This window comes from Streptomyces sp. OZ13 (assembly GCF_052068155.1).
Taxonomy (GTDB): domain Bacteria; phylum Actinomycetota; class Actinomycetes; order Streptomycetales; family Streptomycetaceae; genus Streptomyces.
This window is the reverse complement of sequence record NZ_JBQHCZ010000007.1, coordinates 271712-298311: the sequence shown is the minus strand read 5'-3', so window position 1 is coordinate 298311 and position 26600 is coordinate 271712. Positions and strand designations below refer to the sequence as shown.

General features: G+C 71.9%; 21 protein-coding genes. 10 read left to right on the top strand and 11 right to left on the bottom strand.

Annotated elements, in window-relative coordinates; all coding sequences use genetic code 11:
- Position 1 precedes the first annotated feature (1 nt).
- The 4 genes from ACTMTU_RS19180 (at position 2) to ACTMTU_RS19165 (ending at position 4051) form a co-directional block, all read left to right on the top strand.
- On the top strand, positions 2 to 661 hold the full coding sequence (locus ACTMTU_RS19180) for a response regulator (RefSeq protein ID WP_441264696.1): 660 nt from the start codon (positions 2 to 4) through the stop codon (positions 659 to 661).
- A gap of 208 nt (positions 662 to 869) precedes the next feature.
- Positions 870 to 1022: a hypothetical protein gene (locus tag ACTMTU_RS19175; RefSeq protein ID WP_167306888.1), complete on the top strand. Its 153-nt coding sequence runs from the start codon at positions 870 to 872 to the stop codon at positions 1020 to 1022.
- A gap of 175 nt (positions 1023 to 1197) precedes the next feature.
- Positions 1198 to 3417: an NADP-dependent isocitrate dehydrogenase gene (locus tag ACTMTU_RS19170; RefSeq protein WP_441264695.1), complete on the top strand. Its 2220-nt coding sequence runs from the start codon at positions 1198 to 1200 to the stop codon at positions 3415 to 3417.
- Positions 3418 to 3622: 205 nt separating this feature from the next.
- Positions 3623 to 4051, top strand: a complete 429-nt coding sequence (locus tag ACTMTU_RS19165; RefSeq protein WP_441264694.1) for a pyridoxamine 5'-phosphate oxidase family protein — start codon at positions 3623 to 3625, stop codon at positions 4049 to 4051.
- 183 nt (positions 4052 to 4234) lie between these two features.
- Here ACTMTU_RS19165 and ACTMTU_RS19160 read toward each other — a convergent pair whose 3' ends face one another.
- Positions 4235 to 5155 carry a glutamate ABC transporter substrate-binding protein gene (locus ACTMTU_RS19160; protein WP_441264693.1) on the bottom strand — a complete coding sequence of 307 codons (921 nt, stop codon included), beginning with the start codon at positions 5153 to 5155 and terminating at the stop codon, positions 4235 to 4237.
- Positions 5156 to 5329: 174 nt separating this feature from the next.
- A complete protein-coding gene (locus ACTMTU_RS19155) occupies positions 5330 to 7408 on the bottom strand; it encodes a neutral/alkaline ceramidase (RefSeq protein ID WP_441264692.1) in 2079 nt (692 codons plus the stop codon).
- A gap of 178 nt (positions 7409 to 7586) precedes the next feature.
- On the opposite strand from ACTMTU_RS19155, the gene ACTMTU_RS19150 reads away from it, so the two are divergent.
- From ACTMTU_RS19150 to ACTMTU_RS19140, 3 genes are all read left to right on the top strand, one after another.
- Positions 7587 to 8684, top strand: a complete 1098-nt coding sequence (locus tag ACTMTU_RS19150) for an AraC family transcriptional regulator (RefSeq protein WP_441264691.1) — start codon at positions 7587 to 7589, stop codon at positions 8682 to 8684.
- 220 nt (positions 8685 to 8904) lie between these two features.
- Complete coding sequence (locus ACTMTU_RS19145; RefSeq protein ID WP_441264717.1) at positions 8905 to 10566, top strand: SpoIIE family protein phosphatase; 1662 nt, start codon at positions 8905 to 8907, stop codon at positions 10564 to 10566.
- Between the two features lie 92 nt (positions 10567 to 10658).
- Entirely contained in the window at positions 10659 to 11753 is a 1095-nt protein-coding gene (locus tag ACTMTU_RS19140) for a hypothetical protein (RefSeq protein ID WP_441264690.1), read from the top strand.
- 33 nt (positions 11754 to 11786) lie between these two features.
- Here ACTMTU_RS19140 and ACTMTU_RS19135 read toward each other — a convergent pair whose 3' ends face one another.
- The 4 genes from ACTMTU_RS19135 to ACTMTU_RS19120 all read right to left on the bottom strand — a co-directional run bounded on the left by ACTMTU_RS19135 (position 11787) and on the right by ACTMTU_RS19120 (position 17820).
- Entirely contained in the window at positions 11787 to 12665 is an 879-nt protein-coding gene (locus ACTMTU_RS19135; protein WP_441264689.1) for a trypsin-like serine protease, read from the bottom strand.
- A 168-nt stretch (positions 12666 to 12833) separates the two neighbouring features.
- Positions 12834 to 14207, bottom strand: a complete 1374-nt coding sequence (locus ACTMTU_RS19130; protein ID WP_441264688.1) for a carbohydrate-binding protein — start codon at positions 14205 to 14207, stop codon at positions 12834 to 12836.
- A gap of 66 nt (positions 14208 to 14273) precedes the next feature.
- Positions 14274 to 15260 carry a LysR substrate-binding domain-containing protein gene (locus ACTMTU_RS19125; protein WP_441264687.1) on the bottom strand — a complete coding sequence of 329 codons (987 nt, stop codon included), beginning with the start codon at positions 15258 to 15260 and terminating at the stop codon, positions 14274 to 14276.
- 100 nt (positions 15261 to 15360) lie between these two features.
- Positions 15361 to 17820: a SpoIIE family protein phosphatase gene (locus tag ACTMTU_RS19120; protein ID WP_441264686.1), complete on the bottom strand. Its 2460-nt coding sequence runs from the start codon at positions 17818 to 17820 to the stop codon at positions 15361 to 15363.
- A gap of 143 nt (positions 17821 to 17963) precedes the next feature.
- Here ACTMTU_RS19120 and ACTMTU_RS19115 point away from each other — a divergent pair, with 143 nt between their 5' ends.
- Positions 17964 to 18437, top strand: a complete 474-nt coding sequence (locus ACTMTU_RS19115; protein WP_441264685.1) for a VOC family protein — start codon at positions 17964 to 17966, stop codon at positions 18435 to 18437.
- 87 nt (positions 18438 to 18524) lie between these two features.
- On the opposite strand, the gene ACTMTU_RS19110 is transcribed toward ACTMTU_RS19115, so the two are convergent.
- Entirely contained in the window at positions 18525 to 19052 is a 528-nt protein-coding gene (locus ACTMTU_RS19110) for a GNAT family N-acetyltransferase (RefSeq protein WP_441264684.1), read from the bottom strand.
- Positions 19053 to 19251: 199 nt separating this feature from the next.
- On the opposite strand from ACTMTU_RS19110, the gene ACTMTU_RS19105 reads away from it, so the two are divergent.
- Positions 19252 to 20397, top strand: a complete 1146-nt coding sequence (locus ACTMTU_RS19105; RefSeq protein WP_441264683.1) for a GH12 family glycosyl hydrolase domain-containing protein — start codon at positions 19252 to 19254, stop codon at positions 20395 to 20397.
- A 221-nt stretch (positions 20398 to 20618) separates the two neighbouring features.
- Positions 20619 to 21509 (top strand): hypothetical protein, encoded by an 891-nt coding sequence (locus tag ACTMTU_RS19100; protein ID WP_441264682.1) that lies wholly within the window; start codon positions 20619 to 20621, stop codon positions 21507 to 21509.
- A gap of 400 nt (positions 21510 to 21909) precedes the next feature.
- Here ACTMTU_RS19100 and ACTMTU_RS19095 read toward each other — a convergent pair whose 3' ends face one another.
- From ACTMTU_RS19095 to ACTMTU_RS19080, 4 genes are all read right to left on the bottom strand, one after another.
- A complete protein-coding gene (locus tag ACTMTU_RS19095; protein ID WP_441264681.1) occupies positions 21910 to 22326 on the bottom strand; it encodes a DUF2795 domain-containing protein in 417 nt (138 codons plus the stop codon).
- Positions 22327 to 22416: 90 nt separating this feature from the next.
- Positions 22417 to 23553, bottom strand: a complete 1137-nt coding sequence (locus tag ACTMTU_RS19090; RefSeq protein WP_441264680.1) for an acetate/propionate family kinase — start codon at positions 23551 to 23553, stop codon at positions 22417 to 22419.
- Positions 23550 to 25877 (bottom strand): phosphoketolase family protein, encoded by a 2328-nt coding sequence (locus ACTMTU_RS19085; protein WP_441264679.1) that lies wholly within the window; start codon positions 25875 to 25877, stop codon positions 23550 to 23552. The genes ACTMTU_RS19090 and ACTMTU_RS19085 overlap by 4 nt, the downstream gene beginning before the upstream one ends.
- Positions 25878 to 25881: 4 nt before the next feature.
- Positions 25882 to 26490 (bottom strand): flavodoxin family protein, encoded by a 609-nt coding sequence (locus tag ACTMTU_RS19080; RefSeq protein WP_441264678.1) that lies wholly within the window; start codon positions 26488 to 26490, stop codon positions 25882 to 25884.
- Positions 26491 to 26600 lie beyond the last annotated feature (110 nt).

Genomic DNA, 26600 nt, shown 5'->3' with positions numbered 1-26600 from the left:
CGTGCCCGAGCCCGACGAGATCCGCATCCTGCTCGCCGACGACCATGCCCTGGTGCGGCGCGGCGTGCGGCTGATCCTCGACGGTGAGCCAGGCCTGCGGGTCGTCGCGGAGGCCGGCGACGGCGCGGAGGCGATCGCCATGGCCCGCAGCCACACCGTCGACCTGGCCGTCCTCGACATCGCCATGCCCCGCATGACCGGCCTGCAGGCGGCCCGTGAACTCGCCGCGCTCCAGCCCGGACTGCGCATCCTCATGCTGACGATGTACGACAACGAGCAGTACTTCTTCCAGGCGCTCAAGGCCGGGGCCTGCGGATACGTCCTGAAGTCCGTCGCGGACCGGGACCTGCTGGCGGCGTGCCGGGCCGCGATGCGCGGGGAGCCGTTCCTGTACCCGGGCGCGGTCACCGCTCTCATCCGCAATTACCTGGACCGGGCCCGGCAGGGCTACGAGACGCCCGACCAGATCCTCACCGCTCGCGAGGAGGAGGTCCTCAAACTCGTCGCGGAGGGCCAGTCCTCCAAGGACATCGCGGAGACCCTGTTCATCAGTGTCAAGACCGTTCAGCGCCATCGCGCGAACCTGCTGCGCAAGCTGGGCCTGCGGGACCGCCTCGACCTGACCCGCTACGCGATCAGGGCCGGCCTCATCGAACCCTGACGCGCCTCGCGCCTCGGCGTCTCTCGAACTCTGCTGGGCCGCACACCCCTGCCCGGTACGGCAGCCGTGCGCCGGCGTCCCGGAGGGGGCCGGGACGCGAGGAAGGGCCGCCGACAGGGCCGCCGCCCCCACCTCCTACACTCGGTCACTGCTCTCGGCCGCGGTCGGCGCGGCACGAGGCGACCCCTGGGAAAGGACCCTGTTCGAGATGAGTTCCGCAGACCGTACCGAGGCACCGATCTACGCGGACCTGGTGGAGGAGCGCGGCGACGTTCCCGCGGAGGCCCGGCGGACCGCCGAGGAGACCCTGCGGGAGATGGGCCGGGTCATGGACTTCAGCGACGTGCTGGCCGGCCGCTAGCTCGGCCGAGCGCCGGCGGGCCCACGATCCAGCCCGCCGGTGACGTGCGCCACCGCCCCCTGACGCCCGTACCGGCCGTCGGGCGGCTCGCACGGCAGGGCCCTGTCGAGTGGCGGGCGATCACGGGATATCTTGATGTCGAGCAATGTTGCAGACGTGGAGAGCGGAGCACCCGGTGACTGACTCGACCATCATTTACACGCACACTGACGAGGCGCCCGCCCTGGCGACGTACTCGTTCCTGCCTGTGATCCAGGCGTACGCATCGACGGCCGGTGTCACCGTGGAGACCCGTGACATCTCGCTCTCGGGACGGATCATCTCGCAGTTCCCCGAGTACCTCGCCGAGGGACAGCGCATCGACGACGCGCTCGCGGAGCTCGGGGCCCTGGCCAAGACGCCCGAGGCGAACATCATCAAGCTGCCGAACATCTCGGCCTCGATCCCGCAGCTGAAGGCTGCCGTCGCCGAGCTCCAGGAGCAGGGCTACGCGCTGCCGGACTACCCGGACGACCCGAAGACCGACGAGGAGCGCGACATCCGCGCCCGTTACGACAAGGTCAAGGGCAGCGCCGTCAACCCGGTCCTGCGTGAGGGCAACTCCGACCGCCGTGCCCCGGCGTCGGTGAAGAACTACGCCAAGGCGCACCCGCACCGCATGGGCGCCTGGACCCCCGAGTCGAAGACGAACGTCGCCACGATGTCCGCCGACGACTTCCGCTCCACCGAGAAGTCCGTGGTGATCGGCGACGCCGGTTCGCTGCGCATCGAGCTCAAGGGTGACGACGGCTCCACCACCGTGCTGCGCGAGTCGGTGCCCGTTCTCCCCGGCGAGGTCGTCGACGCCTCCGTGATGCGCGTCGCCGCCCTGCGCGAGTTCCTCACCGAGCAGGTCGCCCGCGCCAAGGCCGAGGGTGTGCTGTTCTCCGTGCACCTGAAGGCCACGATGATGAAGGTCTCCGACCCGATCATCTTCGGCCACGTGGTCCGCGCCTTCTTCCCGAAGACGTTCGCCCGGTACGGCGAGTCCCTCGCCAAGGCCGGCCTCACACCGAACGACGGCCTCGGCGGCATCTACAAGGGCCTCGAGTCGCTCGCCGACGGCGCCGAGATCAAGGCGTCCTTCGACGCCGAGCTGAACGAGGGCCCGGCCCTCGCCATGGTCGACTCCGACCGCGGCATCACCAACCTGCACGTACCGAGCGACGTCATCGTCGACGCCTCCATGCCGGCGATGATCCGCACCTCCGGACACATGTGGGGCCCGGACGGCCAGGAGGCGGACACCGTCGCCGTCCTGCCGGACAGCAGCTACGCGGGTGTCTACCAGGTCGTCATCGACGACTGCCGTGCCAACGGCGCCTTCGACCCGTCCACCATGGGCTCGGTTCCGAACGTCGGTCTGATGGCGCAGAAGGCCGAGGAGTACGGCAGCCACGACAAGACGTTCGAGATCCCGGTCACCGGCACGGTGCGGGTCGTCGACGCCGCCGGCAACGCCGTGCTGGAGCAGGTCGTCAGCGCCGGCGACATCTTCCGGATGTGCCAGACCAAGGACGCGCCCATCAAGGACTGGGTGAAGCTCGCCGTCACCCGCGCCCGCGCGACCGGCGTCCCGGCCGTGTTCTGGCTCGACGAGAGCCGCGCGCACGACGCCCGGCTGATCGAGAAGGTCCGGACGTACCTGGCCGAGCACGACACCGAGGGCCTTCAGATCGAGATCATGTCGCCGGTGGAGGCGACCGCGTTCTCCCTGGAGCGCATCCGCCGCGGCGAGGACACGATCTCCGTCACCGGCAACGTGCTGCGTGACTACCTGACCGACCTGTTCCCGATCCTGGAGCTCGGCACCAGCGCCAAGATGCTCTCGGTCGTCCCGCTGATGAACGGCGGCGGACTGTTCGAGACGGGCGCCGGCGGCTCCGCCCCGAAGCACGTCCAGCAGCTCGTCAAGGAGAACTACCTGCGCTGGGACAGCCTCGGGGAGTTCCTCGCGCTGGCCGTGAGCTTCGAGCACCTCGCGACGACGACGGGCAACGCCCGCGCCAAGGTCCTCGCCGACACGCTCGACCGCGCCACCGGCACGTTCCTCAACGAGGACAAGTCGCCTAGCCGCAGGCTCGGCGGCATCGACAACCGCGGCAGCCACTTCTACCTGGCCCTGTACTGGGCCCAGGAGCTGGCCCGGCAGACCGACGACGCGCAGCTCGCGGAGGCATTCGCGGGTCTGGCGAAGACGCTCGGTGAGCAGGAGCGGACCATCGTCGACGAGCTGATCGCGGTGCAGGGCTCGCCGGCCGACATCGGCGGTTACTACCGTCCCGATGCGGAGAAGGCCGCGGCGGTCATGCGTCCGTCGAAGACCTTCAACCAGGCTCTGGCGATCCTGGGCTGACACGGCGGCGGGCGAACCGTCCGCCACCCGCGCATCCGCCCCGGCCGGCACTCGTGCCCGGCCGGGGCGGCCTGCGTCCGCACGGAAACACGCGAGGGCGCGTACCCGGGAACACGGCAGCGCCGCAGCGCAGTTGAAGTGAAGGACATGCCGGCCGGGCACGGCCCGGACGGCGGCCGACCGTGGACGCATAAAGGAGTCACCCGTGGCACTCAGCCGTGAGGACCGAGAGAAGTTCCTGGCAGAGCCGCTCGTCGCCGCGCTGGCGGTCGACGCGGGGGAGGACGGCAGGGCGCCCCTGACGGTGCCGATCTGGTACCAGTACGAACCGGGCGGCGACATCTGGGTCATGACCGCCCGCGACTCCCGAAAGGCGAAGGCGATCGAGGCCGCCGGCCGCTTCACCCTCATGGTCGACCGCGTCGAGCCGACGGTCCGCTACGTCTCGGTCGAGGGCCCGGTGGTCGAGAGCGTCCCGGCCACCAAGGAGCAGCTGGTGGAGATCTCGGCCCGCTATCTCGACCCCGCGAAGGTCGACGCCTATGTCGACTTCGCCTGGAAGGAGCACGGCGAGCAATTGGTCATCCGGATGCGCCCGCAGCGCTGGATCAGCTCGGACCTCGGGGAGGCATGACGGGCGGCGAGCGGCGAGGCGTGAGAGGCGAACACGCCGCGGATCAGGGCCGTGACGTGATCGAGGACATGCACGGCCGCTGCGAGGCGTGACGTGAGCCGCCGCTGCGAGGCGGGACATGAAAGGCCGCGGCGGGCGGCGCCCTTCGGCACCGCCCGCCGCGGCCGTTCGCCGTGTGCGTGGTCAGTCGCGCTGGACCATCGGCGGTCCCACGTAGTGGGAGCCCGACAGGCCGAGAGTCGCGTCGTACGCCAGCTTGTAGTCGCCGTTCTCGTCGTGCGCCTGGAGCGCGTCGGAGACGGCGTCGCGCAGGGCCTCGTCGCCCTTGGCCATGCCGATGCCGTACGGCTCCTCCGTGAACGGCTGGCCGACGACCTTCAACTTGCCCGCGTGCTGGGCGGCGTAGCCCTTGAGGATGGCGTCGTCGGTGGTGACGGCGTCGACCTTGCCCTCGAGCAACTGCTTGACGCACTCGGTGTACTTGGGCGTCTCGACCGTCCGGGTGTTGTACTCCGGCTTCTTGATCTCACGGAGCGCGGTCGAGCCCTTGGCCGAGCAGACCGTCTTGCCCTCCAGCGAGAAGGGTCCCGCGATCGTCCGGTCGTTCTCGCGGATCAGGAGGTCGGCGCCCGCCATGTAGTAAGGGCCGGCGAAGGCGACCTTCTTCTTCCGCTCCTCGTTCATCGTGTACGTCCCGACGTACAGATCGACCTCTCCGTTCGAGATCGCCGCCTCGCGGACGCCGGTGTCCACCGTCTTGAACTCGATCATGTCGGCGGAGAAGCCGAGGTCCGCGGCGATCATCTTGGCGATCTCGATGTCGAAGCCGGACCGGTTGCCCTTCTCGTCCTCGAAACCGAGGAAGGGCTGGTCGTTCTTGGCGCCGATGACGAGCTTTCCGGCCTTCTGCGCCTTCTCCAGCGTCGGCGAGTCGATGTCGACACCCGTGGCGACCTTGTAGGTGGGCAGCTTGGGCAGGTCCTCGGCTTTCGCCTGCCGGGTGGGACCGTCACCGGCGCTCCCGGAGTCGCCGCCGCACGCGGTTGCGGTGAGTGCGACCGCGAGCACGGTGATCGCCGCGGCGGCGGACTTGTAGGCCTTCATGGTGCGACATCCTTCACTCGATTTTGCGAGGAGAGTAAGGAGTCGATGGTCCGAGTGTCATTACATCTGAGCTGAACTTGAGCATCACATTCCGGATACGGCCGGGCGTACCAGGCCCGAACCCGCGGCGCGCCCCGGCGATCGTGCCGCGGGGGCGCGCCCGTGGGGCGCGGTTCAGCCGACCGTGAAGGACCGGGTGGCACCGCTGAAACCGGTGATCGTGCCGAACAGGCTCCTGGAGTCACCGAAGTGCACGATGCGGTACGTCCCTTCCGGCGTCCCCGGGGCCACCTTCCAGGTGACGACCGCCTTGGACGTGCCGGTCACGCCGTTCAGCCGCACCCAGCGGTACGTGGTGTCCCAGTCGCCGTCGTCCAGCCGGCGGACCCACCGGCCGTCCACCAGCCGCTGCACCTCGAGGAACGTGCCGCCACGGCGCAGGTTGTTCTTCGGGTGGCCGGTCACGAACTCGGCGGTGACGGTGGCCCCCTGCCCGTACGACTCGGCCGGCTCGGCCAGCACGTCGCCGAACTTCCTGCCCGCCGGCGGGTTGTCCATCACCACGCCGGTCTGCAACGACGTCTGACGGTCCGAATGGTCGGCCGGCGCGGGGCCGCGGCCGACGGTGGTGCCGTCCCTCAGCGAGGCCGCGAGCGAGGCGAACTCCTGCTGGTAGGCGGGCAGCGTGTACCTGCCGTAGAGCGTCGAACCGCCCTCGTACTGCTGGAGGTCGTACTCCTCCGGCGTGGTCACGTACTGGCTGTAGGCGTTCGCGTAGCCCTGCATCAGCACGTTCTCCAGCGGTACGCCCAGCTCCTGGGCGACCGTACGGCGGATGCGCAGACCGGAGACGATCGTGTACTCGGCCGGGCCGGCCACCAGGTAGAACTGGCCGATCTTGACGATCTGCACCGGAAGGACCGTGGGCGTCGTCGGCGTCACCGCGTTGACCAGGCCGGTGGGCACCAGGTTCGCCTTCGGGTACTGGCAGCTCACCAGCCACTCGGGCGGGTCGATGTCGAAGGGCTCCAGCAGCTTCGCCACCGGGCTGTTCATGCCCTCCGTGAAGCCGGGGATCGCGGGCCCGTCCTCCACGCTGCCCGCGAGCGTCGAGGCGCCCACCACGGCCGGACAGGTGCGGTGTTCCTTGCCGTCGGGGGTGTACTTCCCGTCGACGGTCACCTGCTCCATGTTCACGAACCGCATCCGGGAGTCGACACCGCCGCTGAGCGGGACGGCGGCGGCGTCGTAGATCTCCTGCGCCTTGCGGAACTGCCGGTCGCCGATGATCCGGGTGTTCTCGAACTCGTCCTCTGTCGGGCCCGAGCCCGGCTTCAGGTTCAGGTTGGGCGACATGTCACCGGCGTTGGTGTTGGGGAACGCCGCGACGAAGCCCTCCTTGTTCTCCAGGTAGCGCACACCCTGGTCGTCGTGCTCCCACTCGTACGCCGCGTAGCCCTTGTTGTCCGGGCTGAGCAGTGTGTTCTTGTTGGTGAGCGAGGTGTTGTGGGTGGCGAACCAGCTGATGGCGCCGATGTCGCGGTCGCCCTGGCGGAAGCGCAGCACGGTCATCGCCGGGTCGATCGCGCCGGGGAACGCCGCCTTGTCGCCCGCCGGATTCTTCTCGAAGGCCGTCCTCGACCGGTTGACGCTCGCGTCGGTCAACTCGCCCCTGCCGAGCGTGATGGTGCCCGGTGCGAGGTCCTCATGGGCCTCGGCCACCGATTCGACGATCCCGTCGACGATCGCCCGGTAGGTGTCCTTCTGGAAGCCGAGAGAGGCCAGGTTGTACGCGAGGTGGTGCGAGTGGCCGCCCGATCCGGCGTGCGTGTGGGTCGCGGACAGCAGCACGTTCTCTTCGCCGTAGAGCGAGCCGTAGCGCGCTTTCAGTCCGGCGACGACCCCCTGCTGCACGGACTGGAAGATCATGGCCAGATCGGCATTGACGTAGACGACCCGCTTCCCGCTGGTCCGGTCGGCGACCACGAACGCCCGGGAGCGCTGCCGCTGATGGATGCCCGACGCCTTCTGCTCGAAGCTCGAGTAGCCCATCATGCCCACCTCTGCGGCCTCTCCGGTGACATCGGAGATGCCCCGGCCGACCAGGTACGTCGTGGGCTCCGGCGCCGCCGTGCCGGACGCCTGGGCCGCGCCGGCCGGTGCCGCTCCCGGAACGGCCGCCAGGGCCAGGGCGCCGAGCGACCCCGCGAGCAGCAGAGAGAGCGCCTTTGGGCTGGTTGTGGGGAACCGCATGCCTTCTCCCTCGTGCCAGATACCGGAACCGGTGCCGTCGGTGACAGGTGTGACCGACGGTAAGGGCGGTGGGCGGCCGGGGGAGAGGACCCAACCGGCCAGTAACGGGACTTCAGCGGCCACCGGGCCTGTCCTCCCGCGGCCGGAATCCCTACAGTGGCGGCCCGGAGGTGAGCCGATGCCGTCGCACGAACCGGTACCCGCCGAGCACACCCGCCGGCCGTCCGGCGCTCCGCTCACCGCACGACTGGCGGACCCGCGGTACGGGTCCGCCACCATCACGCCCCATCTGCTGCGCTACCTCACCCTCGTGGCGGCGGAACGAGGGCACGACCTCGGCCCTTCCCTGCGCCGTGCGGGCCTGAGCGAGGCCGCCCTCAGCGCGGTCGGCCAGCGGGTGTCCTACCGTCAGGGCAGCTCCGTGATCAGGGAGGCGATGCGGGACCTCGGCGATCCCGCGCTCGGCCTCGCCGTCGGCCGACGCCAAAGGGTGACCGCGTGGGGACTGGTCGGCCTCGGGCTCCAGGCGAGCCCGACCCTCCACGACGCCCTGCGGCTCGGCGTCCGCCACCACGGAGTCACCGGATCCATGCTCGACTACCGCATGGAACCAGTGCCGGACGGCGCCGCCATCCTCGCGACCGCCCGGTACGCCGACTCCGGCCTGCGGGCCTTCCTCCTCGAAGAGGCGTTCGGCAGCATCACCGCCCTGATCAGGGACGCCTGGCACGAGGAGTTCGCGCCGCACTCCCTCGCCGTACGGCATGCCCGCCCGCCGTACGGCGACGAGTACGAACGGTACTTCCGCTGCCCCGTCACCTTCGGCGCGGCCGACGACCGGATCGTCTTCGGGGCGGCGTGTCTGAACAGCCCGCTGCCCGGCGCCGACGCGTACACCCTGGCCCAGGTCGTCGAGCTCCTCGACGCGGCACGCACGCGCCGCCGGCAGCGGCAGGACCTGGTGCAGGGACTGGAGGTGTCCGTCGCCCGCGGCCTGCCGCACGTCCCCCCTCTCGCCCAGCAGGCCCTGGCACGCGGCATGAGCGAGCGGACGCTGCGCAGAAGACTGGCGGAGGACGGCACCAGCTACGAGGCGCTCGTCGACTCCGTCCGGCTCGTACGGGCGGAGGAACTGATGACGACCAGCGACCTCCCGCTGCACCGGATCGCGGCCATGCTCGGCTTCAGCGACGCCCGGACCCTGCGCCGTGCCGTGGCCCGCTGGTTCGGCACCAGCCCCTCCGCGCTGCGGGGATCAGCGGCCCGCCGCCCGTGAACCCGCCCGCTCTGTCCGGTCCGTCCGGCTGCCCGCGGGCACCTCGGCCCCCGGGTCCGGATCGGGCACCGCAAGTCCGGGGGCGCACAGGAGCCACCCACCCCATACTTGATCCAGTGAGGGCAGGGAAGGCGGTGCGGTGAGACATCCGGGATGGGGGCGGCGGACCGGAGGACCGGCGCTGCGCCGCCGGGCGGCCGGTCTTGCTGAGCGGTTCACCATGCACAACCGCCTCGAATGGCTCAGTCACGCCAGTACCGAGATCGGCACCACGCTCGAGCTGGAACGGACAGCGCAGGAACTCGCCGACTTCGTCGTGCCCCGCCTCGCCGACGGCGCCGCCATCGACCTGCTGGAGTCCGCGCTGCGCGGCGAGCACGTCCAGGCCGGCAGCGCCGGGGAGCGGCCCGTCATGCGGGCCATCGCCGTCGCCGCCGTTCCCGAGCTCATGGAGCTCGAGCCCGACCCCGTCGGCGAACTGACCTCGGTCAACAAGGACACGGTCGCGGTCAGTGCCCTGATGCGCCGGCAGCCGATGCTCATGAGCCGGCTCGCCCGGGACGACTTCGCGCGGGTGGCGCCCACCGCACGGGCCGCCGAGAAGATGCGCGCCGCCGGGGTGCACAGCTACATGGTGGTTCCGTTGATCGCCCGCGGGGTGCTGCTGGGTGTCGCCGACTTCGTACGGGCGGGCCGCAGGCCGCCGTTCTCCCGCACGGATCTCGCGCTCGCCCTGCAACTGGCCTCCAGGGCCGCCGTCTTCGTCGACAACGCCCGCCTGTACAAGCGGGAGCGGGAACACGTCGTCAGCCTTCAGCGCAACCTCCTGCCCCGCACCACCCCGCAGACGCCCGGGCTCGACGTGTGCGCCGACTACGCCCCGACCGCCGACGCGAGCGGCGTCGGCGGCGACTGGTACGACGTGATGGCGCTGCCCGGCGGCCGGACCGCCCTCGTCGTCGGCGACGTCATGGGACACGGGCTCGCCGCCGTGGCCACCATGGGCCGGCTGCGCGCCATCGCCCGCACCCTCCTCGCCCTGGACATCGTCCCGGAGCGGGTCCTCGCCCGGATGGACCTCGCCGCCCGTGACCTCGAGGACGACCAGGTCGCCACCTGCCTGTGCGCGGTGTACGACCCCGCCACCGCGGTGTGCACCATCGCCACGGCCGGCCACCCGCCGCCCCTGCTCGTCGACGCGGCGGGCGACGCCGATTACGTCGACGTACCGGTGGGAGCCCCGCTGGGCGCCGGTGTCATCCCCTACGACCCCGTGAAGGTCACCCTGCCCGCAGCGAGCCGGCTGCTGATGTACACCGACGGCCTGATCAAGAGCCGCGCGACCGACATCGACGTGCAGCTCGCACGGCTGCGCAAGGCCGCGTCGAGCGCCGCTCCGGCCGTACTCGAGTCCTGCGGGCTGCTGGCCGGCGACCGGGGACCGGACAAACGCTTCGACGAAGCGGTCATGCTGGTCGCCACGGCGCACGACGCCCGCGCCGGCGAGAACGTGGCCGTCTGGCCGCTGCCCGCCGATGCCACCGCCGCGTCCGCCGCCCGCCGGCTCGTGGTGGAGCAACTGGCCGGATGGGATCTCGACGGCCTCGCCGACACCACCGAACTCGTGGTCAGCGAACTGGTCGGCAACGCACTGCGCTACGGCGGCGGACCGGGACAACTGCGTCTCATGCGCCACGAAAGGCTCGTCGTCGAGGTGTCCGACACCGGCCCCGACCTGCCGCTCATCCAGCACGCGACGCTCAACGACGAAGGCGGCCGCGGGCTGCAGCTCATCAACATGCTCTGCCGGCGCTGGGGTTCCTGCCGGACATCGGAGGGCAAGGTCGTCTGGGCCGAGCAGGACATCGTGCCCCTTGCCTGACCGATTCCCGCCCCTGCTGCCCGTGGTGGAACCAGCGCGGGCCGCGGCTCGTGTTACCCGCAGAGCACACGCCGGGAAGAGGGGAGTCCACCGTGGCCGCGAGCGCCGTACGCGTCGACGGAAACAGTCTGCTGCTGGGCGGGGGAGTAAGGGTCCGGTTCATCAGGACGCTCCGCCTGCCCGAATCGGGGACGCACCGACTGCCGCCCGGGCTCGGTGAGTTCCCCGTACGGCGGGTCGAGGACCACATCGGCACCGTGCCGCCCCAGATGCGCGAGCGGGGCGGCGTGATGCTGCCGGTCCATCTCCGCGAGGCGATGTGGCTCAGCTTCGCGGGCAGCAGCGAGCCCGCCGCCCTCCAGGTCGGCGTCGGCAAGGTGTGCGCCGTCTCCGGCAAGCCGTGGCGCGGCACACTGACACGCAAGCCGCAGAACTACGTGGTGCTGCCCCGCCAGCCGTGGCTGGACGGCATCAACTCGGGCAAGGGCACGGTGCGCCAGTTCGTCGCCGTCCCGCTCGGCCTGGGAGCCACGGTGGAGGGGCAGGTCACCGGCGAGGAGACCTGGGGCGGTGTGCAGCTCCAGGCGTTCGGTCTGTCCGACGCGGCACTGGCGGCCTGGCGCGAGGAGGAGCGGGTCCGCGCGGAACGGGCCGCACGCGCCACTCCGGCGTATCCGGCGGCCGCGTCGCCCGGCGGCGCTCCCGCCTACGGGGCGCTGCCTCCGCCCGCGGCTCCCGCCTTCGGAGGGGCCCCGCACGCCGCGCCCGCCGCTCCCGGCGGTCCGCCCCGGGCCCGCTCCGCCGCGATGGGCCTCGGTGTGGGCGGCTCCATGCGGCAGGAGGTCTACCGCGACGACCGGCGTCTCGCCGACTGGGCGGCCGAGCCCTCCGGCCGGGTGTTCGTCCACCTGGTGACCCCGCCGGAGTGGCGCCGCATCACCGGCGAGGAGCCGCCACCGTCCCCCGTCGACCGCGCGGCCTACACGCGTGCGGGACTGCCCTGGTACGAGTACTACGACGAGAGCGCGGCCGACCTCGCGCCGGCGGACGCCCTGAGCGGGGTGCAGCCGGTCGGCGACTGGCTCGGTGACGACCACGACCCCTGGCAGCCGCCGGCCCCGGGACAGATCGTGCCCCTCGGCGACGCCCCCGCACCGGGAAAGCCGGTCGCGGACGGCGACTGGTGACCGCCGTCCGCGACCTCGCCCGTCAGGAGTGCGTCAGGGCAGCTTGGTGAACGGGGAGAGGAACGCCCTTGCGCCGGGGGCGTCCAGACGGTACGTCACATTGGTGGCGTAGCAGGGCGAGTCGCCCGTAATGGTCGTCGACACGAGGGTCCGCTTGCCCTTCAGCGTGGCGAAGTTCGGGCCGCCGGAGTCGCCGTAGCACGCCCCGCCGTTGCCCTGGGGCGCGGTCATGGCCAGGCGTACCCACGACTTGTTGAGCGCGTCGAAGGTGACGGGGGCCTTCATCCGGACGCCGCCGCCCGGGTGCGTGTGGCCGCCCGGCCCGCGCACGGCCTCCTGCGTCCCGTAACCGGTGACGACGAACGGGGTGTCGTTCAGCCCCTGCGCCCCGAGCGCGTCGAGGGCGCCGGCCTCCGGCAGCGCCGCCGGGGTGAAGGACCAGCGGGCCCGCATCTTCGCGGCCGGCACCTCGACGACCGAGATGTCATGGGTGTCCGCCGCCGGGCCCGGGTAGCCGGGGTGGTTGTGGGCGGTGCCCTGGACGGCCACGGCGTCCGCCACGGCTGCCGGGTCGCCGGGGTGCTGCGCGGCGGCCCGGTCCAGACCCGCCTGCACGTCCTGGTCGAGGGAGACGTAGAACCGCACGTTCTCCGGCCAGTCGGTGGTGCAGTGGGCCGCGGTGAGGAAGGTGTCCGCGTCGATCATCGTGCCGGAGCACACCCAGTCGACCCGGTCCGGCGTCGCCGGGTCGTTGTCGGCGTCCCAGGTGGCGACGAGAGCGCCGACCTCGGTGCGCTCGGGAGCGGGTGTCGCGTTGTACGAGTTGATCGCCGAGGACGGCAGGGCGACGCCGAGGACGATGGCGCAGGCGGCGGCGCTGACGCCGGTCAGGCGTACGGGCAGGGCAGTCAAGGGAAACCCTTCGGGTCAAGGGACGGTTGCTCTCCTGTGGGGTGATCGACAGTGAAGCGTGCCGGACACGGCACGGCAAGGGTCCCGGACACCGCAAACCGGCGGAGCGCGTGCCGTGGCCCCGCAGCGGCGGCACGCGCTCCCTCGGGAGGCCGGTAGGTCAGCCGGTCACAGGCGCTGCCAGAGCGCCGGGACGTTCGGGGGTTCCCAGCCGGCCTGGGCCTGATGGCCCTGAAGGCAGCGGTAGGTCGCGCCGCCGTAGGTGACCTGCGCGCCGGCCTGGTAGACGGTGCCCGCTGCCCAGGTCCCGCCCGGCTCGCCCGGCTCACCGGGCTCACCCGGGCCCGTGGTGGTCTTCAGCGTCAGCCCGTATCCCTGGAGCAGCGGGTTGATCGGCTGGTGGTACGTGGTGCCGCCGCTGCGGCAGTCGCCCGAACCGCCGGAGGTGACCCCCTGCGCCTGGCTTCCGGAGATGTACGAGCCACCGGAGTCACCGGGTTCGGCGCACACCGTCGTCCGCGTGACGCCCGTGATGGTCCCCTCCGGATAGGTGACGCTGGTGTTGTGCTGCGAGATCGTGCCGCAGTGCCAGCCCGTGGTGGAGCCGGAGCGGCAGATCGACGCGCCGACCGGCTGCTGCACCGAACCGGTCACCTGGATGTTCTGCCCGCTCTGGCCCTTGACGTACGGCGTCGAGGTCCAGTTGCTGTTCGTCGCCACCCACGCCGTGTCCCGGCCGGGGAACGTCGAGGCCTGGAAGGTCCCCTGGGCCACCTGGTTGTAGCCGCTGGTGGTGGTGCCGGCCCGGCCGCAGTGGCCCGCCGTGGCGAAGCCCTGTGTGGTGCCCCGGGTGATCGCGAAGCCGACCGAGCAACGGCCGCCGCCGCCCATGTAGTAGGCGTCGCCGCCGCGGATGTCGTAGAGCGGGCGGGGCTGTTCCTCGGTCGGGACGACCCGTATCCGGTCCCGCTCGGCGCCGCTCGCTCCGATCAGGGTCCGCGCCGCGGACTTCTCCACTGCCCGGATGACGACGGCGTTGGCCCGGACGTCGACGTACCAGACGGGCACGTCGGTCGAGGAGTCGCGTGCGGCGGCCCGGTCCAACGCCGCCTTCGTGCGGTCGAGTTCGGCCAGTGTGTGGGTCACGACCCGGGCCTCGGCGCCGCCTGCCCTGATGGCGGCCGCGTCAGCGGCCCGGGTGGTGGCCACGGTCAGGGTGCCGGAGTCGGCCCCCTCGACCCAGGCGCCGGCGAACGCGGCCCCCAACCGCTGCCGGAGAACGGCGGCGGTGGCGCCCGCCTCGGCCTCGTTCACCAGTCGCCGCTCGGCCTGGGCACGGGTGAGCCCGAGGTCACGCTGCATGGCGCGGAGCAGTTCCGGCTGCGCGGCGGACACCGCGAGCGTGTCCGCCGCGGTGCGTGCGGCGGCGCCGGGTGCCGTGCCGGCCGCCTCCGCGGACGCGGAGCCCTGCACGGAGGTCAGGACGAGCGCGGCCGCGGCAGCGGCACCGACACACGCTGCCTTGGCGTGTCTGTGGAGCATGGAAGTCCCCTCGGTCTCGTTGGAGGTGTGCCGAAACCGTAGGGAACGAGAACCTCCGCGCGGCAGCTACCAGTCGGCCCCCTCCACGGCGTTATGGAGGACCGCGCCCCGGGCCGTCAGCCATCGCGCGTAACTGGAACTGCGGGCCACCGCGTCACTGTGCGCGGCACGCACCTGTGCGACGACTTGGGGCGCACGCGTCGCCGCGGGCGCCTCGGGGTGCCAGCCGAGGAGGTGGCGCCAGACGAGGGGCGTGCCGACGAGCGGACGCGTCACCATGCCGGGCGTGTCGGGGAAGGTGGCCCGGCACAGGCCCACGGCCCGCCCCACCTGGACCAGATGGACGCAAGAGGCGGTGTCCGTCTCGTACACGCACGCCGGTGTGAAACCCGCCCGGACACAGGCGGCCGCGAAGCAGTCGGCGAAACAGCCGTCGCCCGGCACGTCCGTCCATGCCTCCGCGGCCAGTTCCGCGAGCTCGATCCCGGGCCGCGCCGCCAGCGGATGGTCCGTGGAGAGCATCACGAACACCGGGTCCCTGGCCACCTCCGTCCAGGCGAGACTCCCCGAGCCGGGCGGTGTGCTCTCCCCGCACGCGCCGATGAGCGCGTAGTCAAGCCGGCCCTCGGCCGCCGACGCGGCGATCTCACGCTCCGACCACGACGTGTGGGTGACCACCGTGACACCGGGGTCCGCGGAGGCGAGCCGGTCGACGAGGCCGCCGAGCAGCGGACCGTGGGTGCCCCCGAGCCGCAGCGGCGTCCGCGGACCGTAGGGAGCTCCGGCCCGCGCGAACCGCACGGCCTCCTGCTGGAGTTCGCGCACGGCGGGCAGCACGACACGCGCGCGGTCCAGGACCAGTTCACCGAGAGCCGTGGCGCGCACACCGGTCCGGCCGCGCTCGAACAGGGTCCCGCCGAGGGAACGCTCGATCCTCCTCAACTGCGCGCTGAGCGCGGGCTGGGCGAGGCCGAGCGCGGTGGCCGCCTTGGTGAGACTGCCGGCGTCGGCGATGGCCCGGATCGTCCTGAGGTGCCGCAACTCCAGTTCCATGCCTGCAGCTTGGCGCGGTGCCATCGCCGCGGCAATAAGCTGGTCCGGACCACAGCGGCGGCCGTGCTCCGCCGGCGCTCTCCCCCGGGCGTACGGGCCGCTACACGGGCGGGCCGCCGTCCGCTCCGCCGGGCAGCGAAGGGAAGTTCTGCTCCGTCCAGACAGTCTTGCCGTCCCGCGAGTGCCGGGTGCCCCAGCGCGCCGTGAGCTGCGCGACGAGAAGCAGCCCCCGCCCACCCTCGTCGGTGCTCCGGGCCCGCCGCAGATGCGGCGAGGTGCTGCTCGTGTCGGAGACCTCGCAGATCAGCCGCTGATGGTGGATGAGGCGCAGCGTCAGCGGTCCGCCGCCCGCGTAGCGGTAGGCGTTGGTGACCAGCTCGCTGACGATCAGCTCAGTGGCGAAGGCCATGGCCTCGAGTCCCCACGCCGCCAGCTGGTCCGCCGTGAGCCGGCGGGCGCGGGCGGGCGCCGTCGGCTCCGCCGGAAGTACCCAGGTGGCCACCGACTCCGGCGCCAGGGTGAGCGTCCGGGCCAGCAGCAGCGCGACATCGTCGGTGGGCCGCACCGGCAGCATCCGCTCGACCACCGCCTGCGCCATCTCCTCCACCGGCCTGCGCGCACCGGACATGACGGCGCAGAACTCGGCCAGCCCGGCATCCACGTCCTGGTACGCGCCCTCCACCAGCCCGTTCGTGTAAAGGGCGAGCACGCTGTTCTCCGGCAGCGTCAGTTCGGCCGACTCGAACGGGAGCCCGCCCAGCCCGAGCGGGGGACCGGCCGGCAGCTCGGCGACGGCGGCCTCTCCCTCCGGCGTCACCACCACCGGCGGCGGATGGCCGGCACGGGCGACGGAGCAGCGCCTGCTCACCGGGTCGTAGACGGCGTACAGACATGTCGCGCCGACCACCTGCTCGCCCGGCGCGCCCTCGATGTCCTGCTCCTGCTCCCCGGCCAGCCTGTTCACCAGGTCGTCGAGATGGGAGAGCACCTCGTCGGGGTCGAGATCGAGGTCGGCCAGGGTGTGCACGGCCGTACGCAGTCGGCCCATGGTGGCCGCGGCGTTGATGCCGTGCCCGACGACGTCGCCCACGACGAGGGCGACCCTGGCACCGGACAGCGGGATGACGTCGAACCAGTCGCCGCCGACCCCCGTGGCGCCGCCCGCCGGCATGTAGCGGTGGGCGACGACGACGGCCGGATGGACGGGCAGTTCACGGGGCAGCAGGCGGCGTTGCAGCGCCAGCGCGGCACGGTGCTGCTGGGTGAAACGGCGGGCGTTGTCGAGGGAGAGCGCGGCCCGTGCGGCCAGCTCGCTCGCGAGGGTGAGGTCGTCCTCCTCGAACGGCTCCGGCAGCTGCGACCGCCACAGACTGACGAAACCGAGGACGAGCCCGCGGGCCTTCAGCGGCACCACCATCAACGAATGTATGCCGCCCGGCGGCACCTCACCCTGCCCGAGAGCCCTGGCGTTGTCGGACACGTCGATGGAGGGCTCGAGCACAGGCAGCCCGGTGGACAGGCACCTGCCCTGCGGCGTGTCCTCGGGGAACGTATTGACCGTCCCCACCCGGAACAGCAGCCGTTCCGTCTCCGCGGTGACGGTCAGGGACGCGGTCCTGCGCAGCGGCCCGACGCCTCCGTCCGCGACGGGTTCCTCACCGCGGCTGACAGATTCGAGAAGGTCGACCGACACACAGTCGGCCAGTTCGGGAACCGCCGCCCGGACGAGCTCCTGCGCGGTCGTCTCCACGTCCAGGGTGGTGCCCACGCTGGCGCCGGTCTCGGTGAGCAGAGCAAGCCGCCGACGCGCCCGGTGGCGGTCGGTGACGTCCTCGACCAGGTCCGTCACGCCCAGCACCCGGCCGGCCGCGTCCTCCACACGGAAGGCGGACACCGAGACGAACCGCTCCTTGCCGGGGTTCACCGCCATGCGGCACGGCTGCTCGGTGAAGATCATCGGGGTGCCGGTCTCCAGCACCTTCCGCAGCCCCGCGTCCACGATCCGGGCGTCCGCCTCGACGAGGAAGTCACCGATCCGGTGACCGCGCGCCTCCTCGGGGGTGACGCCGCCGATGCGTGCGATGGCACGGTTGATCCGCAGGATGTTCAGGTCCGTGTCGTGCACGGCCAGACCGATCGGCGACCTGCGGAACATTCCGTCCATCACGGACCGGTCGATCTCCCACTGCACGACCTCCTCGGCCGGCGCGGCCACGAGGTACCACTCACGGCGGCCTTCCGCCCGGATCACCAGACGGGCCCGGATCCCGAAGCCGAGCCTGCGGCCCTCGCGGGTCCTGACGGGCACGGTCCCGAACCAGCCGCGCTGCCGGACGCAGGCCGCGGTGGCTTCCAGGACCTCCGCGTGGTCGTCGGGGTAGACCAGGACCTCGACCGCCGGACGGCCGAGCACCTCCTCGGCGGACCAGCCGACCAGCGTGCGGGCGCGTTGGCTCCAGCCGATCACCAGGCCGTGGCGGTCCAGCACCACGGAGGCGGCTCGACCGTGCGAGTACGGGTCCTCCGGGCTCTCACTGATCAGGGTCACGGGTCCTGTCATCGCTCCTATCCTCCGCCCGGTCCTACGGGGACGCGAGCGATGAATTCCGGGCGGCGCGGCGGTCGGTAAAGAGACAGTACCGAAGGCACAGTGCGGAACGGACAGTGCGGAACTTCCGCCACGGACCATGTCAGGAGCACCCCATGCCGCGCATCACCCCGAATCTCTGGTTCGACACCCAGGGCAAGGAAGCAGCCGAGTTCTACGTCTCCGTCTTCCCGAATTCGGAGATCAAGCACATCTTGTACTACGGCGAGGCCGGTCCGCGGCCGGCCGGGAGCGTGCTGACCGTGGACTTCTCCCTCGACGGCCAGGACTACACCGCGATCAACGGCGGCCCGGACTTCACCTTCAGCGAGGCGATCTCCCTGCTGATCAACTGCGCGGACCAGGAGGAGGTCGACTACTACTGGGAGAAGCTGGGCGAGGGCGGCCAGGAGGGCCCGTGCGGCTGGCTGAAGGACAAGTACGGTCTGTCCTGGCAGGTCGTCCCGGTCGCTCTGGAGGAGCTCCTCGCGGACGAGGACCAGGCGCGGGCGCAGCGGGCGATGAAGGCCATGCTCGGCATGAAGAAGCTCGACGTGGCGGCGCTGTACGCCGCCGCCGACCAGGCATGACCTCGGGGCGCGGCCGGCCCGGAGCGTCCGGGCCGGCCGCCCCGTGCCGGTGCTCCCGCCGGCGACCGCGTGACGGCGGGCCGCCGCCTAGCGTGCCGGCGCCGACGGGAACGCGTACAGCACCTGCGCCTCGTCCCACTCGACGAAGCTGTCCACCAGGGTGGCGCCCAGCCCCTCGAGCAGCCGCCGCGACCGGTGGTTGGCCTCCTGGGTCAGCGCGACCACACCGGGTGACCCGGGCGGGACGCCGTCCTGGGCCCAGGAGACGGCGGCGGCGACGGCCTCACGGGCGTAACCGCGGCCCCAGTGCTCGGGCAGGAGCTGGTACGACACCTCGGTCCTGCCGTCCCTGGCCCCGGCGGTCACCGACACGAGGCCGACGACCGCCTCGTCCGACTGCCGCGCCACCGCGAAGACGCCGGGCGCGCCGACGCACCTCCGCTCGCGGATGCGTACGACGTTGCTGTCCACCGGCCCGCCGAGGTGGCGGCGGACCTCGGGATCCGTCCACAGGCGGGTGATCACCGGTACGTCCGCCCGCTCGACGGGGCGCAGGGCGAGGCGTGGGGTGGCGAGCGCGACGGGCCAGGTCGCAGGGGCGGATCCGGAAGACATGGAGCCGATCATGGCACGGGCGCGGTGCGCCGGCGGCGGCCCCGGAAAGGGGCGGCGGGGCGGCGGCCTGTCCCGGGTCAAGGCTTGAACGCACAGCACCAATCGCAACGGCGTCTCTTGTCAGGAGTTCGAAACACTCCTACAGTCCAGCGCGATGGGAGCGCTCCCACGGTATGCCCGCACCTGCTGAAGGGACACCATGCGACACCGTTTACGCGCCTTCGCCACCGCACTTCTGCTCACACTCGGAGCCCCCGCCACGCTGCTGTCGGCGGCGCCGGCCGCCCAGGGGGACGCCCGGACCGCCGCCCAGGCCGACGTCGAGATCTGCGAGCAGTACGGCAGCACCACGATCCAGGACCGCTACGTCGTTCAGAACAACCGGTGGGGGACCAGCGCCACCCAGTGCGTCAACGTCACCGGCACGGGTTTCACCCTCACCCGCGCCGACGGCTCCGTGCCCACCAACGGGGCGCCGAAGTCCTACCCGTCGGTCTTCAACGGATGCCACTACACCAACTGCTCGCCCGGCACCCGGCTGCCCAAGCAGATAGCGACCATCGGGTCCGCACCCACCAGCATTTCCTACGGTTACGTCGACAACGCGGTCTACAACGCCTCGTTCGACATCTGGCTCGACCCCCAGCCCAAGACCGACGGTGTCAACCGCACCGAGATCATGATCTGGTTCAACCGCGTGGGCCCGATCCAGCCCATCGGCTCCCGGAACGGTTCCGCGACCGTCGGCGGCCGCACCTGGGAGGTGTGGACCGGCAACAACGGCGGCAACGACGTCATCTCCTTCGTCGCCCCCACCGCGATCCCCAGTTGGTCCTTCGACGTCATGGACTTCGTCGACCAGACCGTGAGCCGTGGCATGGCCGCGCCCAACTGGTACATGACGAGCATCCAGGCGGGCTTCGAGCCCTGGCAGGGAGGTGCCGGCCTGTCGGTGAACTCCTTCTCCTCCACGATCAGCGACGACGACGGCGGCAGCGGCGAGGAGCCTCCTGGCGGACCGACCGGCAGCTGCCAGGTCGGCTACGCCGCCAACGTGTGGCCCGGCGGGTTCACCGCGGAGGTGACCGTCAAGAACGCCGGCACCGCTCCCGTCGACGGCTGGAACCTCGGCTTCACCCTGCCCGCCGGCCAGAGCGTCACCAGTGCCTGGAACGCCTCGCTCACCTCGTCCGGCGGCGCGGTGACCGCGCGTGACATCGGCTTCAACAGCCGCATCCAGGCGGGCGGCACCCAGTCGTTCGGCTTCCAGGGGACGTACACCGGCACCTTCGCAGAACCGGACCGGTTCACGCTGAACGGTGCCGCCTGCACCACCGCCCCCTGACGATTGCCGGACTGACCTTCACAAGGGACGGCACGGCGTGGGCGCGGCTCGGACGGCCGAGCTGCACAAGCCGCACCGGTCCCCCGCACGAGGGGGCGGGGGACCGGTGCTCCCGGCCCGCACGAACGCCTGGCAGGGATGTCAGGACTGGCAGGGCGGGGACCGAGTGGGATCATGGGAAACGGCATGGTGTTCGGCGGGTGGGGACCGTAAGGAGCACGGTGGACCTGGAAAGCACCCTCGACGAGCTCTACGCGCTGCGTCCCCACGAATTCACCGCGGTCCGCAACCAGCGAGCGGCCGAGGCCCGTCGGGCCGGCGACCGTGAACTGGCCGAGCGGATCCGGGCACTGCGCAGGCCGACCGTGTCCGCCTGGGCCGGAAACATGCTCGTCCGCAAGGAGCCGGACAAGGTCCGGCCGCTGATCAGCCTCGGCGAGGGTCTCCGCGAGGCCCACAGGAACCTCGACGGCGAGCAGCTGCGCGAGCTCGGCAGACAGCAGCACCTCCTGGTCGGGGCGCTGGCCAGAGAGGCGCGGCAGCTCGCGGCGGAGGAAGGACAGTCCGTCGGCGAGGCCGCGTTCCACGAGATCGAAGCCACTCTGCACGCGGTGCTGGCCGACCCGGAGGCCGCACGGCAGTGGGCCGCCGGGCATCTCGACCGGCCGCTGAACGCGCCGGTCGGCTTCACCGGGCTGGAGGCGAGCGCGGGGGCGACGGTGCGCCCGGCCTCGCCGGACCGCCCGGAACCCCGGCCGGAGCCCTCGCCGGAGCCGGCGGAGGACGCCGGGGCCCGTCGCCGCCGGGAGAAGCTGGATGACGCCCGGCAAGAGGCGGAGGATGCCGAGCGGCAGGCCCGCGAACGCGAGCAGGCCCACGAGGAGGCGTCGGCGGCGCTCGAACGGTCACAGGCGGCGCTGGACGGGATCAGCGAGCGGGTGGCGGCGCTGGCCCAAGAGCTGGACGAGGCAAGGGAGCGGCAGCGTCGCGCCGAACGGGAGGTCCGGGACGCGCGTGACGAGGCCTCCCGGGCGTCCCGGGCGGCCAGGGACGCGCGGCGCCGTGCGGACAGGGCGGCGACGGTGGCGGAGCGGCTGGGTGGGGGGTCGTGACGGTGGCGGGGCCGCTGTGCGGGGCCGTTTCCCCTACCGGCCCCTTCCCGCTGTACCGATGTGCCGCTCCGCCACGTGGCGGGGCAGGCCCTGACCCCGTACCGCCCTGCGGGCGGCGTACCGTGCTTCGCGCGGTGCCCTCGAACGCCGGGCGGGCTTGGTTTCGCCTCCGTGAAATCAGCATCACCGGCGGCGGGGGCCGTTTCGGCCTCGCCGGCGTTCGAGGCGCGCGGGTGCCGTAGGGGGAGAAGCCCCTGAACACCGCGCGGAGCGGGTGGCGGGTCCGGGCGGCGCCCCCACGCGGCGGAGCCGCAGATCGATACAGCGGGAAGGGGCGGGGTGGGGAACAGCCCCGCGCAGCGGCCCCACACCCGCTGCGCCCCCGCCCCCGGGAATGGCGTCAACCGCCCCCCGTCCTCCCCAGCGCCTTCACGATCTCGTCCGCGTTGCGGTACGTCCCCTCCTCCGGCAGCCCGCGGGCCTGGTCCACGACCGGATCGGGGGCGTGGCGTTCCTCCAGGGCGCGCACGACCGCGGCGCGGTCCGCAGGGAACGTCGTGCGGTCCAGGTGGCGGGCCAGTTCGAGCCGCAGGGCCTCCGCCTCGGTCTCCGCGCGTGCCCGGTCGCGTTCCTCACCGGGCGGCGGGACGGGTCCTGACGTGTCGACCCGGACGTCGTCGTCCGCGGCGGGCTCGGGGTCGTTGGCCTCCTCGACGTGGGTGTGCTGCCCGGACCGGAGGTAGCCCTCCAGCTCGTGCTTCATCGCGTCGTCCTTGCGTGGGCTGACGGGATTGCTGCCTCGCTCGATGTCCCCCATGTCAGGAGCACCTCCTTCGTGCGTCCGTACATCCGTGCAAGTCGCGCCGGACGGTTACCCGCAAGGGGGCGGAATGACACGAAACGGGTACTACTTTTGACCGGCGTGACGCGTGAGCAGCGTGCGGGTCTCCAGCGCGACCCGCTGCCCCTCGCCGGTCGGGACGACCAGCACCGGGACCGTCGCACCGGCCGGGCTGACGACGGTGTCCTCCCGCACGTTCACCGGCCGCAGGCCACCCGTGACGCCGAGTACGCCAAGACCCGCGCAGACCGCCTCGCGCACCTCCGGCTGGTCGCACCCGATCTCGCCGGTGAAGACGAGAGCGTCGAGCCGGTCCAGCGACGCGGCGCAGGCGGCGACGCCGCGCCGGACGCCCAGGGTGAAGACGTCGAGGGCCAGGGCGGCCCGCCGATCGCCGTCCGCCGCCGACCGTACGAGGTCGCGGGTGTCGCCCGAGGTGCCGGACAGGCCCAGCAGGCCGGAACCACGGTTCAAGGTCTCCGTGAGCTCCTCGGGCTCCATTCCGGCCGATGTCTGGAGCCACAGCAGCAGTCCGGGGTCGACGCTGCCGCTGCGTCTGCTCATCACCATGCCTTCGAGCGGGGTGAACCCCATGGTGGTGTCGACGCTGCGGCCTTCGCGCACCGCGCACGCCGAGCAGCCGCCGCCCAGGTGCGTGATCACGATGTGGAGGTCACGGGCAGGCCGGTCCAGCAGGGCAGCGGCACGGTCGAGGGCCCACGCGTACGACAGGCCGTGGAAGCCGTATCTGTGCAGCCCGTACCGGTCCGTCCACTCCTGGGGCAGCCCGTAGGTGCGCGCCGGCTGCGGCAGCCCGGCGTGGAAGGCGGTGTCGAAGCACACCACGTGCGCGGCGTCCGGCAGCAGCCGCCGTGTCGCGTCGAGGGCGGTGAGAGCGGGCGGCACATGGAGGGGGGCCAGTTCCGCGGCCCGGTCGAGCTCCGCCCTCACCGTGTCGTCGACGAGCGTGGGGCCGAGGAGCCGGGGCCCGCCGTGGACGATGCGGTGGCCGGTGGCCGCCACCGGCGGGGCTCGGCGCAGCAGTTCCTCGATCACCTGCCGCGTCCCGCTGCCGGGAGCTTCACTATCGTGCCGTGCGGCCAGTTCCCGTCCTTCGCCGTCGACCACGCTCAGGTGGAGGCTCGAGGACCCGGCGTCGACGACGAGCAGGTTCGAAGCGGTCGCGGTGCCGGCGTCCGTCATGATCCCCACGTCCATTCGGTGATCTCGGCGGGATCGACTCCCGTGCGTCGCAACTCCTCACGGAGCCGGTCCCGGTGGAGTGCGTAGCGGGATGCCAGATCCCCCGTGGCCGCCGGACGGCCGCGCAGATGCCGCAGCGCCGTGATCGCCAGGTCGTGACGGGAGACGCCGTTGCTCGCCAGCAGGTCGTACGGGGTGGTCGTGGTGCCCTCCTCGACGTAGCCGCGCACATGGAACCGGCCGGGGTGGGGACGGCCGTGCAGCAGTTGGTGCACGGCGGAGGGATAGCCGTGGAAGTCGACGACGACAGGGAGTTCCGTGCCGAACAGGGCGTCGAAGTCGGCGTCGTTCATGCCGTGCGGATGCCGGTCCGGCGGTGCGAGCGCGCACAGGTCGACGATGTTCACGACGCGGATGCGCGCCTGTGGCAGGTCGCGTCGCAGCAGTTGGGCCGCGGCGAGGGTCTCGACGGTGGGAATGCCGCCCGCGCACGCCAGGACGAGCTCGGGGTCCTCGCCGTCGTCCGTCGACGCCCACCGCCAGACCGACGCGCCCGCCTCGCAGTGCGCGCGTGCCTCGTCGAGGGCGAGCCACTGCGCCGCCGGCTGCTTGCCCGCGACGACCAGGTTGATCCGGCCGGTGTCGGCGAGCACCCGCTCCATGGTGACCAGCAGGGTGTTCGCGTCGGGCGGCAGAAAGACACCGGTGACGGTGCTCTTCTTCGTGAGCAGGTTGTTGATGAATCCCGGCCCCTGGTGGCTGTAGCCGTTGTGCTCCTGCCGCCAGCCCTCGCTGGTGAGCAGGTAGTTGAGGCTGCTGACCGGTGCCCGCCAGGGCACCTCGCGGGACATCTTCAGCCACTTCGCGTACTGGTTGAGCATGCTGTCGACGATGGACGCGAACGCCTCGTACGTCGGGAACAGCCCGTGCCGCCCGGTCTGCAGATAACCCTGGAGCCAGCCCTGGCAGTTGTGCTCCGAGAGGATTTCCAGCACCCGGCCGTCGGGGGTGAGGTCCTCGGCGTACTCCTCGACGGGCCACACGTATCCGCGGCCGGTCGCCTTCAGCACCCCGTCCAGCTTGTTGGAGGCCAGCTCGTCGGGGGACATGATGCGGAAGTCGCGGGCGGCGGCGGTCCTGCGCATGATCTCCGTCAGCCAGTCCGCCAGCACCTCGTTGGGGCTCGCCTGCGCCGAGCCGGGGCCGTCCGGGACGTCGACGGCGTACGGCCCGAGCGGCGGCAGGTCGAGCGGCCGCCGCAGCCGTCCCCCGTCACCCGCCGCCTGCATACCGATGCGGCGATCGCCGGAGGGGCAGGCATCGAGCACCTCCGCGACCGGCCGGCCCTCCTCGTCGAACAGCTCCTCCGGGCCGTACGACCGCAGCCAGGCCTCCAGTGCGGCGAGCTGCTCCGGGTCGTCGTGGACACCGTCCAGTGGCACCTGGTGCGCGTGGAAGGTCCCCTCGATGCGTTTCCCGCCGACCTCGGCCGGCGCTCCCTGTCCCTTGAGGCTGCGCAGTACGATCATCGGCCACGCCTGACGCTCGAGGATCCGCCCCGTCCGTGCCCGGCCCTGGATGTCCCGGATGCCGGTGTGCGCGGCGCGCACCGCCGCGGCGACCGGTTCGCCGTCCGGATCGTCCGTCACGTCGACGATGCGCGGGTCCCAGCCGTAACCGCGGAACAGGGACGTCAGTTCGTCGTCGGACATGCTCGCGAACACGGTCGGCGAGGAGATCTTGTAGCCGTTGAGATGCAGCACCGGCAGTACGGCGCCGCAGGTCACCGGGTCGAGGTACTTCGACGAGTGCCAGGCGCCGGCCGTCGGGCCGGTCTCCGCCTCGCCGTCCCCGACGATGCACGCCACCAGCCGGTCCGGTGCGTCGAACGCGGCGCCGAACGCGGTGGACAGGGCGTAGCCCAGCTCGCCGCCCTCGTGGAGGGTGCCGGGCACCGAGGGGGAGAGGTGGCTCGGGAAGCCGTCGGGAGCGCAGTAGCGCCGGGCCAGCTCCGTCAGCCCGGCCTCGGTCCTGGCCAGCGAGGGGTCGTAGTGTTCGTGCGTGCCTTCGAGCCAGAGACCGGCGTGGTTGGCGGGTGCGCCGTGTCCCGGACCCGTGACGAGCAGGACGTCGGCGTCCCGCTCGCGGATCAGGGTGTTGAGCGCCGAGTACACCATCGTGATGCCGGGACAGGAGCCCCAGTGGCCGAGGAGCCTGGGCTTCAGGTGCTCGGGCCGCAGCGGCTCACGCAGCAGCACGTTGTCACGCAGGAAGATCAGCGCGGCGGACACGTAGTCCGCCGCCCGCCGGTAGGTCCGTGTCATGGTGTCACTCCGGCGGGGCGCCCAGCGGCATGGCCGCCAGCGCCTTCGCGGTGCCGAAGAGGTTGGCCGCCATCGCCCGGCCGGTCCTGTGCGACCAGTCGCGCCCCCGCTCGTCGTCGAGGTAGTCGGGTCCCGGCCCCGGCCCGAGGTGCCAGTAGGTCCACGCCTGGCCGGGGACGGTGTAGCCGATGTCGGCCGGCGCGCCGGAGATCTCGCTGATCACATGGTGCGCGCCGTCCTCGTTTCCGGTGACCACCACCCCGGCGACCTTGTTGTAGGCGACGGGGCGTCCGTCGTAGTCGGTCTCGGAGAGCATCGCGTCCATGCGCTCCAGCACACGCTGGGCGACGGAGGAAGGACGCCCGAGCCACGTCGGCGACGCGACGACGAGGATGTCCGACTCCATCAGTTTCCCGTGCACCTGCGGCCACTGGTCGCCGGGGCCGACGGCCTCGCTCACCACTCCCGGACGGATGTCCAGGTCCACGGCCCGGACGAACTCCACCTCGGCCCCGTACTTCTCGAGTTGATCCGCGACGACCGTCGCCAGCGCATGGGTGTTGGAGGGCTCGGGAGACGTCTTGAGCGTGCAGTTGATCACCAGTGCCTTCATGGGGACACCGGTACCCGGTCAGCGCACCGGCACGCCGGGCGCCGCGCCGTTCGGGTGAGGGCGCGATGTTTCCGCCGGCGCCCGCACGGTTACCCAGGACAGGCCGGGAC

Excerpts from the sequence above, each read along its gene's own strand:
- ACTMTU_RS19175 (WP_167306888.1), top strand. The coding sequence starts at position 870 with ATGAGTTCCGCAGACCGTACCGAGGCACCGATCTACGCGGACCTGGTG.
- ACTMTU_RS19160 (WP_441264693.1), bottom strand. The coding sequence starts at position 5,155 with ATGAAGGCCTACAAGTCCGCCGCCGCGGCGATCACCGTGCTCGCGGTC.
- ACTMTU_RS19155 (WP_441264692.1), bottom strand. The coding sequence starts at position 7,408 with ATGCGGTTCCCCACAACCAGCCCAAAGGCGCTCTCTCTGCTGCTCGCG.
- ACTMTU_RS19150 (WP_441264691.1), top strand. The coding sequence starts at position 7,587 with ATGCCGTCGCACGAACCGGTACCCGCCGAGCACACCCGCCGGCCGTCC.
- ACTMTU_RS19145 (WP_441264717.1), top strand. The coding sequence starts at position 8,905 with ATGCACAACCGCCTCGAATGGCTCAGTCACGCCAGTACCGAGATCGGC.
- ACTMTU_RS19130 (WP_441264688.1), bottom strand. The coding sequence starts at position 14,207 with ATGCTCCACAGACACGCCAAGGCAGCGTGTGTCGGTGCCGCTGCCGCG.
- ACTMTU_RS19125 (WP_441264687.1), bottom strand. The coding sequence starts at position 15,260 with ATGGAACTGGAGTTGCGGCACCTCAGGACGATCCGGGCCATCGCCGAC.
- ACTMTU_RS19120 (WP_441264686.1), bottom strand. The coding sequence starts at position 17,820 with ATGACAGGACCCGTGACCCTGATCAGTGAGAGCCCGGAGGACCCGTAC.
- ACTMTU_RS19115 (WP_441264685.1), top strand. The coding sequence starts at position 17,964 with ATGCCGCGCATCACCCCGAATCTCTGGTTCGACACCCAGGGCAAGGAA.
- ACTMTU_RS19110 (WP_441264684.1), bottom strand. The coding sequence starts at position 19,052 with ATGTCTTCCGGATCCGCCCCTGCGACCTGGCCCGTCGCGCTCGCCACC.
- ACTMTU_RS19105 (WP_441264683.1), top strand. The coding sequence starts at position 19,252 with ATGCGACACCGTTTACGCGCCTTCGCCACCGCACTTCTGCTCACACTC.
- ACTMTU_RS19095 (WP_441264681.1), bottom strand. The coding sequence starts at position 22,326 with ATGGGGGACATCGAGCGAGGCAGCAATCCCGTCAGCCCACGCAAGGAC.
- ACTMTU_RS19090 (WP_441264680.1), bottom strand. The coding sequence starts at position 23,553 with ATGACGGACGCCGGCACCGCGACCGCTTCGAACCTGCTCGTCGTCGAC.
- ACTMTU_RS19085 (WP_441264679.1), bottom strand. The coding sequence starts at position 25,877 with ATGACACGGACCTACCGGCGGGCGGCGGACTACGTGTCCGCCGCGCTG.
- ACTMTU_RS19080 (WP_441264678.1), bottom strand. The coding sequence starts at position 26,490 with ATGAAGGCACTGGTGATCAACTGCACGCTCAAGACGTCTCCCGAGCCC.